Source organism: Thiorhodococcus fuscus (assembly GCF_042682685.1).
Taxonomy (GTDB): Bacteria; Pseudomonadota; Gammaproteobacteria; order Chromatiales; family Chromatiaceae; genus Imhoffiella; species Imhoffiella fuscus.
Window position 1 is genome coordinate 83,732 of record NZ_JBHUHX010000040.1, and the last position, 15,043, is coordinate 98,774.

A 15,043-nucleotide genomic window follows, 5' to 3' on the forward strand; every position below is an offset into this window, starting at 1 on the left:
TTCGGAGTCCGTTGCCGCGACACCGTGCGGAGTTCGGCGGTGTCGCGAGGTGGGGGCGTATGGATCGCCTGACGAAGACGCGCGGCTCTCGACGTCTTCGTCAGGCGATCGCCAGGTCGATTTAGCTGGATCCGTTCGCGGTGCGGCGATAGATGCGTAGCGTATCGCCCGGGTTGAAGCGTTTCTCCACGACCGGATTCCAGCGGCGGATATCGGCGGTCGTCACCCCGTAGCGACGGGCGATAGCCGAAATGGAGTCGCCTTTGCGCACGCGATGGGTGAGCACGGCGGAGGTCCGCTTCTGGGTCGGGATGCTCAGGGTCTGTCCGGGCAGTAGCGGGTCGCGAACCGACATGCCGTTCCAGTCGGCCAGGGTCTTGAGGTCCAGTCCGTGGCGTAAGGCGACCGAGGCCAGTGTCTCGCCGTTACGCACGACGTGATCCTTGTTGTCGAGCATGGATTCGTCGACGAAGCTCGGCTGGCGCTGATGGACTCGGACCGCAACGCGCGAGGACATGGCGCCGGGCACCATCGGTATGACGTCGATCTTCGCGGACTTGGCGCTGATCTTGGCTCCCATCCCGGCCGGAACCCTCAGCTGGCGTATCGATCGACCGGCCTTGATCTTGAGGGTTGGGTTGAGCTGACGCAGCACGTCGAGATCGACCCCGCTCGCGGTTGCCACCTTGACCAGGTCCATGGGTTCGCGGCTGCGAATGACTTCCATGCCAGGTCGGTCGGGGATGCTCGGCAGGTGCTGGCCATACTTGCGGGCTTCGGCGATCAATCGTGCGTCGGCGAGGATCTGCGGAACGTAATTCTTGGTCTCGGAGGGCAGGTCGAGCGACCAGAAATCGGTGGGCTTGCCCTTGCGGCGGTTGGCGGCGATCGCCGATTCGACGCGTCCTGGGCCGCAGTTGTAGGCGGCCATTGCCAGTTCCCAGTCCCCATCGAAGCGACGGCTGAGCTGTTCGAGATAGTTCAGCGCGGCACGCGTTGATGCGACGACGTCACGACGCTCGTCATAACCGCCATCCAGTCTCAGGCCCATTTCCCGCGCAGTATAGGGCATGAACTGCCACATGCCGCCGGCGGCTTTCGGTGAGGTTGCTGCGGGGTTGTAGCGGCTTTCCACATGCGGCAGGAGGGCGAGTTCCATTGGGAACCCGCGGCTCTCGATTTCGGCGACGATCTGAGGCAGGTAGGGCGAAGCGCGCTGGGAGAGCTTTTCGAGGTAGCGCGGATCGCGCCTGAATCGCTCCAGCGTGCTGTCGATGCGTGCGTTCGCGTGGAGGTCGAGCTGCATCCCGGCTCGAACGCGTGACCAGAGATCTCCTTTGCTGCCTCCCTGGGCCAACTTGGTGCGTCCGGAAACGGAGACATCGCGAGCGGGCTTGACGAATCCGTATTCGCGTGCCGAAACGGTGCCGGCATAACTGCCGTAGGGTTGTTCGATCGTCGCGACATCCGTTCGGTTCGCGCAGCCCGGCATCAGCGGCAGGGCAAGGACAGCCAGCGCGCAGGCTGCGCGTCCGACAAGGCTGGCTTCAGTCATGGGAACCCCGACTTGAAATTATGTAACTGCCTGTTTGAGCGAGATATTATGATTTTACGCGTGCCATCATACGCAAAGGGGCGGCTTAATTCCAGGTTTGCCGTATGGCTTGGGTCTTATCGGCGGCACGACAGGCGTGTCGATCCTGGTACCATGTGCGGCCTCAAGAGGCATCCCCATGATCGTTTCCACCCGTCAGGAATCCCCGCTGGCCCGCTTGCCAGACTGGTATCGCTCCCCGCTTGGACAGGAGGTGGCGAGGCTTGAGTGTGCCTGCGTGCAGGGGTTGCTCAACACCATCTTCGGCTACCATCTGGTGCAGATCGGCGCGACAGAGGTCTTCCGGGACGTTCTCGCCGCCAGCCGCATCCGCCACCGCGTTCTCATGCCGTTCGAGTCCGTGCTCGATTCGGAGGGCTCTCGGGTCATCGGATCGGTTCAGCAGCTTCCGTTCTCCTCCGACAGCATCGATGCCGTGCTTCTACCTCACACGCTGGATTTCGCCTCCGATCCCCAGGGAGTGCTGGGAGAGGTCGAGCGAATCCTCATCCCCGAGGGACGGGTCGTGATCGTGGGATTCAACGCCTTGAGCCCCTGGGGTGCACGTCGTCTTCTCTGGCGCTCCAAGGGACGGATGCCCTGGTGCGGTCGCTTTCATCGTCCCGGACAGGTTCGGGATTGGCTGTCGGTGCAGGGCTGCGATCTGGAATGCTGCGAATACAGGATGTTCCGCCCGCCGTTGGCGAGTCTTCAGGGGCCCCGTTGTGGGGGCTTCGATCTCATGGGGCGACGCTTTTGGCCGATTCTGGGCGGCATCTATGTGATGCGCGCGGTCAAGCGCGTCGCCACCGTCACGCCTTTGCGCCCGCGTATGGCGAAGGCTTCCGCTTTGCTATCGGGCCGCGCGGTCCGTCCGACGACACGAGGAACAGGTCATGTCTGATTGCGTTCAGGCCTTCACCGACGGCGCCTGCAAGGGCAATCCCGGTCGGGGAGGCTGGGGTGTGCTGTTGCGCTGGGGCGAGGTGGAGAAGGAGCTGTTCGGCGGCGAGCGCGAGACCACCAACAATCGCATGGAGCTGATGGCCGTCATCGCCGCCCTGGAGTCGCTGACGCGTCCGACCTGTATCGAGATCACGACCGACTCTCAGTACGTCAAGCGCGGTGTCGGCGAGTGGATGCCGCGTTGGAAGCGCAACGGCTGGATGACCGCCGGGCGCCAGCCGGTCAAGAATCGCGACCTCTGGGAGCGTCTGGATCGCGCGCTGGGCGCGCATCAGGTCGGCTGGCACTGGGTCAAGGGACATGCCGGGCATGCCGAAAACGAGCGCGCCGACCGTCTCGCCAACCGAGGCGTCATCGATCAGGAGGGCAGTCGTGCGTCAGATCGTTCTTGATACCGAAACCACCGGTCTGGACCCGAAAGAGGGGCACCGCATCATCGAAATCGGCTGCGTCGAGATGGTCGACCGCCGCCTGACACGCAACAACTTCCATCACTACATTCAGCCCGACCGCGAGATCGACGCCGGCGCGATCGAGGTGCATGGGATTACCAACGAGTTCCTCGCCAACAAGCCGCGCTTCGAGGAGGTGGCCGAGTCCTTCGTGCGCTTCGTCGCGGGCGCCGAACTCATCATACACAACGCCCCCTTCGACGTCGGCTTCCTCGATCACGAATTCAGGCGCTGGCGCCCGGATGCGCCCTGTGTCGCCGATCTGTGCGAGGTGACGGATACCCTCGCGATGGCGCGGCGGCTCCATCCCGGGCAGCGCAACGGCCTGGATGCGCTCTGCAAGCGCTACTCGGTCGACAATTCGCACCGCGAACTGCACGGGGCCTTGCTCGACGCCGAGATCCTCGCCGACGTCTATCTCGCGATGACGGGGGGGCAGGTGGCGCTGCACCTGGGGAGCGAATCGCGCGAAGAGGATGGCGGGGGCTCGCGCGTGGTGCATCGCGGCCGGATCGATCCGGAGCGCCCGTCGCTGCGGGTGGTGCGTGCCGACGATGCGGCCCTGGAGGCGCACGCACGGCGCCTGTCGGCCATTCAGTCGGGCTGTTCCGACGGTTGTCTCTGGCTCAAGGACGTTTGAGTCTTTGTCTTTGCCCTGAACGTTGCGTCCAGGTGCTCCTTCAGGTTTGCTGTTGTTGCTGGCGGCGTCCCTGTCCGGATCCGCCGACCAGGGATTCGAGCGCGGTGAGATCGAGCAATTGGATATGCTTGCGGTCGACACGCATCAGGCCGTCTTCTTGAAAGCGCGTGAAGAGCCGACTGACGGTTTCGACCGCGAGACCGAGATAGTTGCCGATCTCGTGCCGCGACATGCTGAGATAGAAGTCGGACGGCGACAGTCCGCGCTTGTGCAGACGTTGCGACAGGCTCAGCAGAAAGGCGGCCAGGCGTTCCTCGGCGTTCTTCTTGCCGAGCAGCAGCAGCATGTCCGTGTCCTGTCCGATTTCCTTGCTCAGCAACCGGTACATCTGATGCTGAAGGCTGGGGATGATCGAGGTGAGTTCTTCGAGACGGCCGAAGGGTATCTCGCAGATCGCGGAGGTTTCGAGTACCTTGGCCGAACAGGCATGGGCATCCTTGTCGATGGCGTCCATGCCGATGATCTCGCCCGGCAGGTGGAAGCCGAGCACCTGCTCCCCGCCCTCTGGGCTGGGCGCGAAAGTCTTGACCGATCCGGTTTTGACGACGTACAGAGAGCGGAAGCGATCGCCCTCGCGAAACAGGAAGTCGCCCCGATGCAGGGGACGGGCTCGTTTGACGATGTCGTCCAAACGCTCGACGTCCTCTGCAACCAGGCCCATGGGCAGGCATAGAGAGGACAGCGTACAATTTTTACAGGCGACACGGATGGTTTCTAGAGAGATCACTTTTCGCTGATTCAAGGCGCCGCCCCTTAGACTGACATCGACGGTAGGGTTTTCATTCTGCTGTTTGATCTGGATCAAATATTAGCATTTTGTAACCTGATCCACATCAGAATACAAGGGCGGCATTCCGTGTGCGAAGGCTCTTCGGCTCCAGATACCTTTCGTCGCTCGGTGCCTGATCACGGGCTGTTCCAGGTGCCAGCTGGTCGCGCGCTCGATTGAGCCGGGGCGGCGATTTTGGTAGTTTGTCCGGGCATTCGGGCTATCACCCCTCGACCCTCCTTTTGTTTCCCTATGACCAAGTATATTTTCATCACCGGCGGTGTCGTTTCATCGCTGGGCAAAGGTATTGCATCGGCTTCCCTCGGGGCATTGCTCGAAGCGCGTGGCCTCAAGGTCACCATGATCAAGCTCGATCCCTACATCAACGTGGATCCGGGCACCATGAGTCCCTTTCAGCATGGCGAGGTCTATGTCACGGACGACGGTGCCGAGACCGACCTCGACCTGGGCCACTACGAGCGCTTTCTGCGCACCCGCATGGGGCGCAACAACAATTTCACCACGGGCCAGATCTACGACAGCGTGCTCCGCAAGGAGCGGCGCGGCGACTATCTGGGCCGTACCGTGCAGGTCATTCCGCACATTACCGACGAGATCAAGCAGAGCATCCGTCTCGGGGCCGAGGGCGCGGATGTCGCCATGGTCGAGATCGGCGGCACCGTCGGCGACATCGAATCGCTGCCATTCCTGGAGGCGATCCGTCAGATGCGTGTCGAAGAGGGCCGCGAGAACGCGCTCTTCATGCATCTGACCTTGGTGCCGTTCATTCGTACCGCCGGCGAGATCAAGACCAAGCCGACCCAGCACTCGGTGAAGGAGCTGCGCTCCATCGGTATCCAACCCGATATCCTCCTGTGCCGCTCCGAGACGCTGCTGCCGGACGAGGAGCGGCGCAAGATCGCGCTCTTCACCAACGTTCCGGAGAACGCCGTCATCTCGGCGGTGGACGCCGACAATATCTACCGCATCCCGCGCTTGCTGCACGCCCAGCAGCTCGACGACTTGGTCGTGCGTCAATGTCATCTCGACGTGCCCGAGGCGGATCTCTCCGAGTGGGATCGGGTCATGGAGGGCTTCGACCATCCAACGCGCAAGGTTCGCATCGGGATGGTCGGCAAGTACATGAACAACACCGAGGCCTACAAATCGTTGTCCGAGGCGCTCGCCCATGCCGGCGTGCGCACCGGGAGCAAGGTCGAGGTGCTCTATGTCGACTCCGAGGAGATCGAGCAGCAGGGGAGCGGCTGTCTGGAGGGGCTCGATGCCATCCTGGTTCCCGGCGGATTCGGCGAGCGTGGGATCGAGGGCAAGATCGCGACCGCCCAGTATGCCCGCGAGAAGCGCATCCCCTATCTCGGCATCTGTCTCGGCATGCAGATCGCGGTGATCGAATACGCGCGTCATGTCGCCGGTCTGGAAGGCGCCCACAGCACCGAGTTCGATCGCCAGACCCCGCATCCCATCATCGGGCTGATCACCGAATGGCGCGATGAGACCGGAAAGGTCGAGACCCGCAGCGAAAGTACCGATCTCGGTGGATCGATGCGGCTTGGCGGACAGAACTGTCGTCTCGAGCCCGGCAGCCTGGCGCGTTCCGTCTATCACCAGCCTCAGGTGCGCGAGCGCCATCGGCATCGTTACGAGTTCAACAACCGCTATCTCCACCAGATGCAGGATGCCGGCATGCGCTTTTCCGGCTGGTCGCTGGATAGCCGTCTGGTCGAGATCATCGAGATCCCGGACCACCCCTGGTTCATCGCCTGCCAATTCCATCCCGAGTTCACCTCGACGCCGCGTGACGGACATCCGCTGTTCGAGGGCTTCGTCCGCGCGGCATTGGTTCAGCAGGAGAAGACCGGAGGCACGGAGGCATGATGCAACTGGCCGGCTTCGAGGTCGGGCTCGATAGGCCCCTGTTTCTGATCGCCGGCCCCTGCGTCATCGAGAGCGAGACGCTGGCGCAGGAGACCGCCGGCGCGTTGAAGGAGATGACCGACGCGCTTGGCATCCCCTTCATTTTCAAATCCTCCTTCGACAAGGCCAACCGCTCCTCGGTCGGCAGCTTTCGCGGACCGGGCCTGGATGAGGGGCTGCGCATTCTGGCGTCGGTCCGGGAGCGTATCGGTGTCCCGGTGTTGACCGACGTCCACGAGGACACCCCGTTGGCGGAGGTCGCGGACGTTGTCGACGTGCTCCAGACGCCGGCCTTTCTCTGTCGTCAGACCAACTTCATCCGCGCCGTGGCGAGTCAGGGGAAGCCGGTCAATATCAAGAAGGGGCAGTTTCTGGCGCCTTGGGACATGCGCAATGTGGTCGAGAAGGCGCGTTCGACCGGCAACGCGCACATCATGGTTTGCGAACGCGGGGCCTCCTTCGGCTACAACAACCTGGTCTCAGACATGCGCGCGCTTGCCGTGATGCGCGAGACCGGTTGTCCGGTCGTCTTCGATGCGACCCATTCGGTGCAATTGCCGGGCGGACAGGGCGATCGCTCGGGTGGTCAGCGCGAGTTCGTGCCCGTGCTGGCGCGTGCCGCCGTGGCCGCCGGGGTCGCGGGGATCTTCATGGAGACGCACCCGGATCCCGACCGGGCGCTGAGCGACGGTCCCAATGCCTGGCCGCTGGGGCGCATGCGCGAGTTGCTCGTGACCCTGATCGAGGTCGACCGTTTGGTGAAGTCCGCCGGGTTTGTCGAGTCGACCCTCTAAGGCGGCCATCCGCTGCCGCTTTCGGGGTGATTGCAGGTTTGTGATGTCGCGGCTCGGTGAGGCCGCGCGTCGATGGAGGTCGTTGAGTCTCGAACCATCTGGCGGTGGTTCCGTGCGCGCAAGCATCTGGGGTTGCTGATGCGCCTTTGCGGAGAGGCTCGGCAGACTTAATGCCGTACCGTTGGCCAGTGTCGGGAATGCGTTGCGGAATGTCTTGGTGCGCGCGGATCGGCTCCCGATTCTCTCTTCATCTCCGTATCGATTTGGAGCACTGATCATCGAGACTCGTTTCAAATGCCATCGCCGCCCGCTCGAACCGTCGTCTCGACTGGTCCTCAATCCCTGGGGCTGACGTCCGGTGTGCAATCCGTCGGCGCCCATGAGTCGGATCTGGGCGCGCGTATTCGCGCAGAACGGATTGCCTTGCTTTTCGCTAACACGGGCGCGGCGCTGACCGGCAACCTGCTGGTGGCCGTGTTGGCGCTGGTGATCGTCTTTCCGCTGGCGCCGGCGATCTTATCGGTGTCCTGGTTCGCCGTTTTCATGCTGATCGCTCTGGTTCGCGGGTGGATGACTCGGCGGTACGACCGGCGGTCGGACGATCGTCGGCCCTCTTCGGGCGTCTGGGTGCGCGCCCTGATGTTCATTCTGGCCTTGCAAGGAACCTGGTGGGGCGTCTTCTGTGTCTTGCTGATGCGTTACGCCAGTCCAATTCAGGTCGGTTTTGCGCCCTTCATTATCGGTGGGATCGTGGCGGCTGCGGTGGCGACCCTGGGCTCGCTGAGATCGGCCTACCTGGCGTTCACGGTGCCGATGATCGTCACCTTGATCGGTACCTTGGTGTGGCGTGGAGGGAATGACGCCCTGCTCATGGCTGGCTTATCGGTCGCCTTCGAGATCACCATGATCGTGACGGTCTGGCAGGTGAGCGCGATCGTCAGCCGTAACATCGATCTGAGGGTTCAGAACGAGCATCTGGTCGGCTCATTGACCGCGACCAACGAGGAGTTGAGCGAGGTCAACCGGGATCTCGCCCGCGAAATCGAGGAGCGCAAGCGTGCGGAGGCGCGTAGCGATTTCCTGGCGACTCATGATGTGCTCACTGGACTTCCCAATCGTCGCACCCAGTCGGACCGCTTCGCCCAGGCCGCCGCGCGGGTTTCGCGCTCGGGAGGGCTGGTCGCGATACTTTTCGTCGATCTCGATCGCTTCAAGCAGGTGAACGATGCCTTGGGGCATGCCGCTGGAGATCGCCTGCTGTGCTTGGTCTCCGAGCGGTTGCGCCATGCTTTGAGAAGTGGCGATTCGGTCTGTCGGCATGGCGGGGACGAGTTCCTGGTTCTGGTTGCCGAGGCGACCGGTCGCGCCACGATCGTTCAGGTTGCGGAGCGCATTCTGGAGGCGGTCTGCGCGCCGATCGATCTGGACGGGCACTCGGTGCGGATCGGCTGCAGCATCGGGATCAGTCTCTATCCGGATGACGACGACTCTTTCGAGCGTCTGGTCGTCCATGCCGACCGGGCGCTCTACCGCGCGAAGGGTCAGGGTGGAGACGTCTATCGCTTCTTCGCGCCCGAGCCGTGCCTGTCCAAGGGGAGCGGATTGGTCTCGGGCGGCAGCGAAACGGCGGTCTGAACGCGAGCGTGTCCGTTAGGCTTGAAGGCCGCCTGCTTCGCCCTACAGTCTTGGTAGATATAGGGCTTGAGGCGAGGCGAAGACGATGGCAACCCGCATTCGTGCGTTCCTGATCGATATGGATGGCGTCCTCTACGAGGGTGAGCGTGCCATCCCCGGCGCGGCCGAGGCGCTCGATTGGCTGAGGCGCGAAGGGCTTCCGTACCTCTTCGTGACCAATACCAGCTCGCGTCCGCGTTCCGTGCTGGTCGAGAAGCTCGCCGGTCTCGGGATCGCGGCGGAGCCCGGCCAGATCCTTACTCCGCCGGTCGCCGCCGCAGACTGGCTGGCCGCTCATGTCGACGGTCCAGTTGCGCTCTTCGTCGCGGAGGGGACCGTCTCGGATTTCGCCGCACTGCCGTTTGCCGATCCGCAAGGCGAGGCACCTGTCGGCGCGGTGGTGATCGGGGATCTCGGCGATGACTGGAGCTTTGCCAGGCTCAATCGGGCATTCCGTTGTCTGATGCGCTCGAATGATGCCCGTTTGGTTGCGCTCGGCATGACTCGCTACTGGAAGGCCGAGGACGGTCTGCGGCTCGACACGGGGCCCTTCGTCGCCGCGCTGGAGCAGGCGACCGGACGGTCCGCCGTGGTGCTGGGCAAACCCGCCGCGCCTTTTTTCGAGACCGCGCTCTCGGTGCTCGGGGTCGGTGCCGACGAGACGTGCATGATCGGTGACGATTTGAAGGGCGACATCGGCGGAGCCCAAGGCGCCGGTGTGCGCGCCCTGTTGGTCAGAACCGGAAAGTTCCAACCGAGCGATCTCGGGCAGCCGATCCGCCCCACAGGCGTGATCGATTCATTCGCCGATCTGCCGACCTGGTTCGCGGCTTCGCGGTGATTGGGCGGCCGCCAGCCGTCAGTACACTCTTGCTGGCGGCTGGCGGCTGGCGGCTGGCGGCTGGCGGCTGGCGGCTGGCGGCTGGCGGCTGGCGGCTGGCGGCTCTTTAACAGCCCACGTATTGCCAAGCGCGGGTTAGAATCCTTCCCTCAAATATTGAGGAGTCATCAAACATGTCTGAAATCGTCGATGTCCGCGCCCGCGAGGTGTTGGATTCCCGTGGAAACCCGACCGTCGAGGCCGACGTCATCACCGCCGACGGCGCCATCGGGCGCGCCATCGTTCCGTCCGGCGCCTCCACCGGTTCGCGCGAGGCACTGGAGCTTCGCGACGGCGACAAGTCTCGCTTTGGCGGCAAGGGCGTTCGGACGGCGGTGTCCAATATCCAGGGCGAGCTGCGCGATGCCATCATCGGCATGGAGGTCGCCGACCAGAAGGGGCTCGATCAACGCATGATCGAGCTCGACGGTACCGACAACAAGGGTCGGCTCGGGGCGAACGCGCTGCTCGGTATCTCTCTGGCGTCTGCCCATGCGGCGGCCCAGGAGAAGGCGCTGCCGCTGTTCCAGTCGCTGTCCGCCGGTCCCTACCGCCTACCCGTGCCCATGATGAACATCATCAACGGCGGCGAGCATGCCGACAACAGCGTCGACTTCCAGGAGTTCATGATTCTGCCCGTGGGCGCCGGAAGCATCCGCGAGGCGGTCCGCTACGGTGCCGAGGTCTTTCATGCCCTCAAATCCGTGCTGCACGGTCGTGGTTTGGCCACCTCGGTGGGCGACGAGGGCGGCTTCGCGCCCGATCTCGCCTCCAACGAGGCGGCGATCGAGGCCATCCTGGAGGCGATCGAGAAGACCGGATTCAAGGTCGGCTCCGATATCTATCTGGGGCTGGACGTGGCCGCCTCCGAGTTCTACGAGGATGGCAAGTACGTGCTCAAGGGCGAGGGGCGCACGCTCGATTCCGACGGCATGATCGACCTGCTCGACGCCTGGGTCTCCCAGTATCCGATCCTCTCGATCGAGGACGGTCTGGCCGAGGGCGACTGGCACGGCTGGAAGCGCATGACCGACCGTCTGGGCGGCAAGGTGCAGATCGTCGGGGACGACCTCTTCGTCACCAACACCCGCATCCTCCAGGAAGGCATCGACAAGGGCGTCGCCAACTCCATCCTCATCAAGGTCAACCAGATCGGGACACTGACCGAGACCCTGGAGGCCATCGCCATGGCGCACAAGGCGGGTTATACCGCCGTCGTTTCGCACCGCTCGGGCGAGACCGAGGACACCACGATCGCCGATCTGGTGGTCGCCACCAGCGCCGGTCAGATCAAGACGGGCTCGCTGTCGCGCTCCGACCGCGTCGCCAAGTACAACCAGCTGATGCGCATTGAGGATCAGCTGGCCGACGAGGCCCAGTATGCGGGTCGCTCTGCCTTCAAGTGGCTTTGATACCCTGTCATGGGGGATCGCGTCGTCTCGCTGGTCCCTCCCTCTGATCGCCATAGGCCTGGATATGCGTTGGCTGATCACCATTTTGGTCGTCCTTCTGGTCGCCCTCCAGTACCGGCTCTGGGTCGGCGAGGGCAGCCTCGCCGAATTGCATGCCCTCAAGCAGGAGATCGCCCTCCAAGAGGACGAGAGCAAGCGCCTGATCGCGCGTAACCAGGAGCTCCAGGCCGAGGTCGAGGATCTCGGCGATGGATTGGATGCGGTGGAGGAACGGGCGCGTAGCGAGCTCGGTATGATCAAACCCGGAGAGACCTTCATTCAGGTCATCGAGGCGCCTAGGCCGGAGGCCGTCAAATGACGGGGCATCCGGCACTCTGGGGGGTGCTGCCCGCTGCCGGCGTCGGACGCCGCATGGGCAGCACCGTCCCCAAACAGTATCTCGATCTGGCCGGTCGCGCCGTGATCGAGCACACCCTGGATCTCTTCGTCGCGGATGAGCGGATTCGCGGTGTCGTGGTCGCGCTGGGGCTGGAGGATGCCTATTGGGGCGATACCTGCTACGCCGACCACCCCAAGGTGGTGCGCGCACCCGGCGGGGCGGAGCGTTGCCATTCGGTACTCAATGCGCTGGCCGCGCTCGACGGGCGCGCCGACGATGCCGATTGGGTTTTGGTGCACGATGCCGCTCGGCCCTGTCTGCGGGTGGCCGACCTGGATCGTCTGATCGATACACTGATGGACGACCCGGTGGGTGGCCTGCTTGGCATCCAGGTGCGCGATACCATGAAGCGCGCCGGGGAGGGGGGGCGTATCGAGTCCACCGTCGACCGCTCCAGTCTCTGGCATGCCTACACGCCGCAGATGTTTCGTCTCGGATTGCTGCGGCATGCTCTGCGCGATGCCCTGGAGGCCAACGATCTGGTGACGGACGACGCCTCGGCCATCGAGCGTATCGGCCAGGCACCGCGTCTGATCGAGGGGCATGCGGACAACATCAAGATCACCCGGGCCGAGGATCTTCCTCTGGCCCGTTTCTACCTGCAACAGCAGGGACGTATTTGACGGAGCTTCCAGCTTTCAGCTTCCAGTTTTCACCCGCCAGCCGCTAGCCTCGGGGTACTCATTCCTCGACCGTTCATTGCTCGATCGCATGGATCGGTCTGGAGCCATGGACGAGTCCCCGATGGCGGCTCGAGGTTGGAGCTGGAGGCTGGCAGCTGGCGGCTGGAGGCAGACACATGCTTATCGGTCAGGGCTTCGACGCCCATCGTTTCGCGCCGGATCGTCCGCTCATTCTGGGCGGGGTCGAGATTCCTCACGACCAAGGAATGCTGGCCCATTCGGACGGCGACGTTCTCATTCACGCGCTGTGCGACGCCTTGCTCGGCGCCGCCGGACTGGGCGACATCGGGCGCCATTTCCCCGACACCGACGCGGCCTTTGCGGGCATCGACAGCCGTATCCTGCTGCGTCGCGTCATGGAAAGCCTCGCTGGGCGCGGTCTTTCGGTGCACAACGCCGATCTGACGCTCATCGCCCAGCAGCCCAAGCTGTCTCCCTATATCGATGCCATGCGCGAGGTCCTGGCCGGCGACCTTGGCTGTTCGGTCGAGCGGGTCAACGTCAAGGCGACGACCATGGAGAAGATGGGATTCACCGGGCGTGGCGAGGGGATTGCGGCCTCGGCGGCCGTGCTCCTGAAAGAATCCGATGACTGAGGCCCTCTCTACGCGCTGGACGCGCTTCACGGCCCTGCCACGGGCGTATGGCGGCACGCTCGGAAGCGGTCGGCTGCGCGTGCTTCCCGAGGATTTTCAGGTCGAGGAGCGCCTCGGTTTCGAGCCGGACGGCGAAGGCGAGCACCTCCTGCTCTGGGTGCGCAAGACCGGCGCCAATACCGAATGGGTGGCGCGCAAGCTGGCCTCCCTTGCCGGGGCGACCCTGTCGGCGGTCGGTTATGCCGGACTCAAGGATCGCCACGCGGTTACCTGCCAATGGTTCTCGTTGCCGCGTCCGCGCGAATCGCTGCCAGATTGGTCCGAGCTGGCGCCTCTGGGGATCGAGGTGCTGGAGGTGCATGCCCATCGGCGTAAGCTGCGTCGAGGGGCGTTGCAGGGGAACCGCTTTCGGATTCGGGTTCGCGACTGCCAACTCGATGCGGCACGGCTGTCCGAGCGGATCGCAGCGATCGTCGAGCGTGGCGTTCCCAACTATTTCGGCGAGCAGCGGTTCGGACGTGAGGACGGGAATCTGATCCGGGCCGGCGAACTCTTCTCCGGCGCGGCGCGGCGTGTTCCGCGTCATCTGCGCAGCCTCTGGCTGTCTGCGGCGCGTTCTCAAATCTTCAACGAGGTACTGGCCAGGCGCGTCGAGCGCGGCGATTGGGATCGTCCGCTGGACGGCGACTGTCTCCAGCTCGACGCCAGCCATTCCTTCTTCGTTGCGGAACGGATCGACGAGACGCTCGAGGAGCGCGCACGGCGCATGGACGTGCATCCGACCGGCCCCCTCTGGGGCGCGGCTATGCCGCCGAGCCTGGGTGCTACGCGCACGCTCGAAGAGTCGGTCGCCCGTGACTTCGACGATTGGGCGCTGGGGCTCGCGACCTTCGGTATGGAGCAGGAGCGCCGTGCGCTGCGTCTTGGCGTGACGGATCTGCTGGGTGAACTGCAAGGCGAGGATTTGGTGCTCGAATTCTCCCTGACTTCGGGCGCCTATGCCACGGCCGTGCTGCGCGAATTGATCGATTGGACATCCGATCGATCCGAGGACTGATCGAGGAACTCTGGCCGCGTGGGCCATGTTGTCCGCTGGATTTCATCCTGTGGCGTCCCAATTCAGGGTTCGAGGGAACGCGAAGGGGGCTAAGATTTTGCCTGCAAAACCCAAAACGAAAGGGCGTGTGACATGGCTAGGCTGCTGATCGTCGACGATGAGCCCATCAATCTCGAAATCATTGCGCATTGTCTCGGTGATGATCACACCTTGAGCTTCGCCCACGACGGCCTGGAAGCCTGGCAGATTCTTCAATCGGAACCGGATGTCTTCGATGGCGTCATCCTCGATCGCATGATGCCGCGCATGGATGGCATCGACGTGCTGCGTCGGCTCAAGGCCGATATCCGCTTCAGGGATGTCCCGGTCATCATGCAGAGCGCGGCCGACAGCTCGGAGGAGGTCGCCGAGGGGCTGGCGGCCGGTGCCTGGTATTACCTGGCGAAACCCTATTCGACCAAGGCGCTGACCCGCATCCTCGCCGCCGCGCTGGACGACCGGCGCAGCCGGCGCGATCTCGCGCGTCTGGGCTCGGAGATGAAGGGCATGCTCTCCATGACGCAGCAGGCGACCTATGCCTTTCGTCATCTCGACGATGTCTCGATGTTGGCATCCGTGCTGGCGCAGGCCTGTCCCCATGCGGAGGCGGTTTCGATGGGGCTCTCGGAGCTCATGCTCAATGCCGTGGAGCACGGCAATCTGGGTATCGACTATGCCGAGAAGGGCCGACTGATCGAGGCAGGGGACTGGCAGGCGGAGGTGGAGCGGCGTCTGGCCGATCCGGCTCAGGCCGAGCGTTTTGCGACCATCGAATTCCGTCGCGAGTCCGACCATCTTTCATTCCTCATCAGCGATCAGGGGTCTGGATTCGAGTGGGGCCGCTATCTGGATTTGGACGCCGCGCGCGCCTTCGACAGCCACGGGCGCGGGATTGCGATGGCGCGCCATCTTGCCTTCAGTTCGCTCGAATACCTCGGCTGCGGCAGCCAAGTCAGGGTCACGGTCGTCCCGATCGAGGAGGGGGGCGAGGACGGCCAACCTGTCCCCTAGGTTGACAAGAGGGGCGCGTCTGACGAAAGTCGGTTCATTCCA

The 15,043-nt window shown here is 63.8% G+C and carries 15 protein-coding genes; 13 read left to right on the forward strand and 2 right to left on the reverse strand.

What is annotated here, in order from left to right; all coding sequences use genetic code 11:
• Positions 1-121: 121 nt before the first annotated feature.
• Positions 122-1,555, reverse strand: coding sequence for a transglycosylase SLT domain-containing protein (locus ACFSJC_RS14495; protein WP_386027724.1), 1,434 nt, complete (start codon positions 1,553-1,555; stop codon positions 122-124).
• Positions 1,556-1,733: 178 nt separating this feature from the next.
• Here ACFSJC_RS14495 and ACFSJC_RS14500 point away from each other — a divergent pair, with 178 nt between their 5' ends.
• From ACFSJC_RS14500 to dnaQ, 3 genes are read left to right on the forward strand one after another with little or no spacing between them, the layout of a single operon-like run.
• Complete coding sequence (locus ACFSJC_RS14500; RefSeq protein WP_386027725.1) at positions 1,734-2,498, forward strand: class I SAM-dependent methyltransferase; 765 nt, start codon at positions 1,734-1,736, stop codon at positions 2,496-2,498.
• Positions 2,491-2,952, forward strand: coding sequence for a ribonuclease HI (gene rnhA / locus ACFSJC_RS14505; RefSeq protein ID WP_007042042.1), 462 nt, complete (start codon positions 2,491-2,493; stop codon positions 2,950-2,952). Before ACFSJC_RS14500 ends, rnhA begins: the two co-directional genes overlap by 8 nt.
• On the forward strand, positions 2,933-3,652 hold the full coding sequence (gene dnaQ, locus ACFSJC_RS14510) for a DNA polymerase III subunit epsilon (protein WP_386027727.1): 720 nt from the start codon (positions 2,933-2,935) through the stop codon (positions 3,650-3,652). Before rnhA ends, dnaQ begins: the two co-directional genes overlap by 20 nt.
• Before the next feature lie 40 nt (positions 3,653-3,692).
• Here the strand turns inward: dnaQ and fnr are convergent, their stop codons facing one another.
• A complete protein-coding gene (fnr, locus tag ACFSJC_RS14515) occupies positions 3,693-4,454 on the reverse strand; it encodes a fumarate/nitrate reduction transcriptional regulator Fnr (RefSeq protein ID WP_386027729.1) in 762 nt (253 codons plus the stop codon).
• A 279-nt stretch (positions 4,455-4,733) separates the two neighbouring features.
• Here fnr and ACFSJC_RS14520 point away from each other — a divergent pair, with 279 nt between their 5' ends.
• The 10 genes from ACFSJC_RS14520 (at position 4,734) to ACFSJC_RS14565 (ending at position 15,001) form a co-directional block, all read left to right on the forward strand.
• Entirely contained in the window at positions 4,734-6,377 is a 1,644-nt protein-coding gene (locus tag ACFSJC_RS14520; protein ID WP_386027730.1) for a CTP synthase, read from the forward strand.
• Complete coding sequence (kdsA, locus tag ACFSJC_RS14525; protein WP_386027731.1) at positions 6,374-7,210, forward strand: 3-deoxy-8-phosphooctulonate synthase; 837 nt, start codon at positions 6,374-6,376, stop codon at positions 7,208-7,210. Before ACFSJC_RS14520 ends, kdsA begins: the two co-directional genes overlap by 4 nt.
• Positions 7,211-7,504: 294 nt before the next feature.
• A complete protein-coding gene (locus ACFSJC_RS14530) occupies positions 7,505-8,845 on the forward strand; it encodes a diguanylate cyclase domain-containing protein (RefSeq protein WP_386027732.1) in 1,341 nt (446 codons plus the stop codon).
• 85 nt (positions 8,846-8,930) lie between these two features.
• Positions 8,931-9,725 (forward strand): TIGR01458 family HAD-type hydrolase, encoded by a 795-nt coding sequence (locus ACFSJC_RS14535; protein WP_386027733.1) that lies wholly within the window; start codon positions 8,931-8,933, stop codon positions 9,723-9,725.
• A gap of 173 nt (positions 9,726-9,898) precedes the next feature.
• A complete protein-coding gene (gene eno, locus ACFSJC_RS14540; RefSeq protein WP_386027734.1) occupies positions 9,899-11,176 on the forward strand; it encodes a phosphopyruvate hydratase in 1,278 nt (425 codons plus the stop codon).
• A gap of 64 nt (positions 11,177-11,240) precedes the next feature.
• Positions 11,241-11,534 carry a cell division protein FtsB gene (gene ftsB, locus ACFSJC_RS14545; protein ID WP_386027735.1) on the forward strand — a complete coding sequence of 98 codons (294 nt, stop codon included), beginning with the start codon at positions 11,241-11,243 and terminating at the stop codon, positions 11,532-11,534.
• A complete protein-coding gene (gene ispD, locus ACFSJC_RS14550; protein ID WP_386027737.1) occupies positions 11,531-12,238 on the forward strand; it encodes a 2-C-methyl-D-erythritol 4-phosphate cytidylyltransferase in 708 nt (235 codons plus the stop codon). Before ftsB ends, ispD begins: the two co-directional genes overlap by 4 nt.
• A 176-nt stretch (positions 12,239-12,414) precedes the next feature.
• Positions 12,415-12,894: a 2-C-methyl-D-erythritol 2,4-cyclodiphosphate synthase gene (ispF, locus tag ACFSJC_RS14555; RefSeq protein ID WP_386027739.1), complete on the forward strand. Its 480-nt coding sequence runs from the start codon at positions 12,415-12,417 to the stop codon at positions 12,892-12,894.
• Positions 12,887-13,951 carry a tRNA pseudouridine(13) synthase TruD gene (gene truD, locus ACFSJC_RS14560; protein ID WP_386027740.1) on the forward strand — a complete coding sequence of 355 codons (1,065 nt, stop codon included), beginning with the start codon at positions 12,887-12,889 and terminating at the stop codon, positions 13,949-13,951. Before ispF ends, truD begins: the two co-directional genes overlap by 8 nt.
• 132 nt (positions 13,952-14,083) lie before the next feature.
• Positions 14,084-15,001 (forward strand): response regulator, encoded by a 918-nt coding sequence (locus ACFSJC_RS14565; RefSeq protein ID WP_386027742.1) that lies wholly within the window; start codon positions 14,084-14,086, stop codon positions 14,999-15,001.
• Positions 15,002-15,043: the final 42 nt, after the last annotated feature.

What these genes read in the sequence shown, in the direction of transcription:
- ACFSJC_RS14495 (WP_386027724.1), bottom strand. Translation starts at nt 1,555, where the DNA reads ATGACTGAAGCCAGCCTTGTCGGACGCGCAGCCTGCGCGCTGGCTGTC.
- ACFSJC_RS14500 (WP_386027725.1), top strand. Translation starts at nt 1,734, where the DNA reads ATGATCGTTTCCACCCGTCAGGAATCCCCGCTGGCCCGCTTGCCAGAC.
- rnhA (WP_007042042.1), top strand. Translation starts at nt 2,491, where the DNA reads ATGTCTGATTGCGTTCAGGCCTTCACCGACGGCGCCTGCAAGGGCAAT.
- ACFSJC_RS14520 (WP_386027730.1), top strand. Translation starts at nt 4,734, where the DNA reads ATGACCAAGTATATTTTCATCACCGGCGGTGTCGTTTCATCGCTGGGC.
- kdsA (WP_386027731.1), top strand. Translation starts at nt 6,374, where the DNA reads ATGATGCAACTGGCCGGCTTCGAGGTCGGGCTCGATAGGCCCCTGTTT.
- ACFSJC_RS14530 (WP_386027732.1), top strand. Translation starts at nt 7,505, where the DNA reads ATGCCATCGCCGCCCGCTCGAACCGTCGTCTCGACTGGTCCTCAATCC.
- ACFSJC_RS14535 (WP_386027733.1), top strand. Translation starts at nt 8,931, where the DNA reads ATGGCAACCCGCATTCGTGCGTTCCTGATCGATATGGATGGCGTCCTC.
- eno (WP_386027734.1), top strand. Translation starts at nt 9,899, where the DNA reads ATGTCTGAAATCGTCGATGTCCGCGCCCGCGAGGTGTTGGATTCCCGT.
- ftsB (WP_386027735.1), top strand. Translation starts at nt 11,241, where the DNA reads ATGCGTTGGCTGATCACCATTTTGGTCGTCCTTCTGGTCGCCCTCCAG.
- ispD (WP_386027737.1), top strand. Translation starts at nt 11,531, where the DNA reads ATGACGGGGCATCCGGCACTCTGGGGGGTGCTGCCCGCTGCCGGCGTC.
- ispF (WP_386027739.1), top strand. Translation starts at nt 12,415, where the DNA reads ATGCTTATCGGTCAGGGCTTCGACGCCCATCGTTTCGCGCCGGATCGT.
- truD (WP_386027740.1), top strand. Translation starts at nt 12,887, where the DNA reads ATGACTGAGGCCCTCTCTACGCGCTGGACGCGCTTCACGGCCCTGCCA.
- ACFSJC_RS14565 (WP_386027742.1), top strand. Translation starts at nt 14,084, where the DNA reads ATGGCTAGGCTGCTGATCGTCGACGATGAGCCCATCAATCTCGAAATC.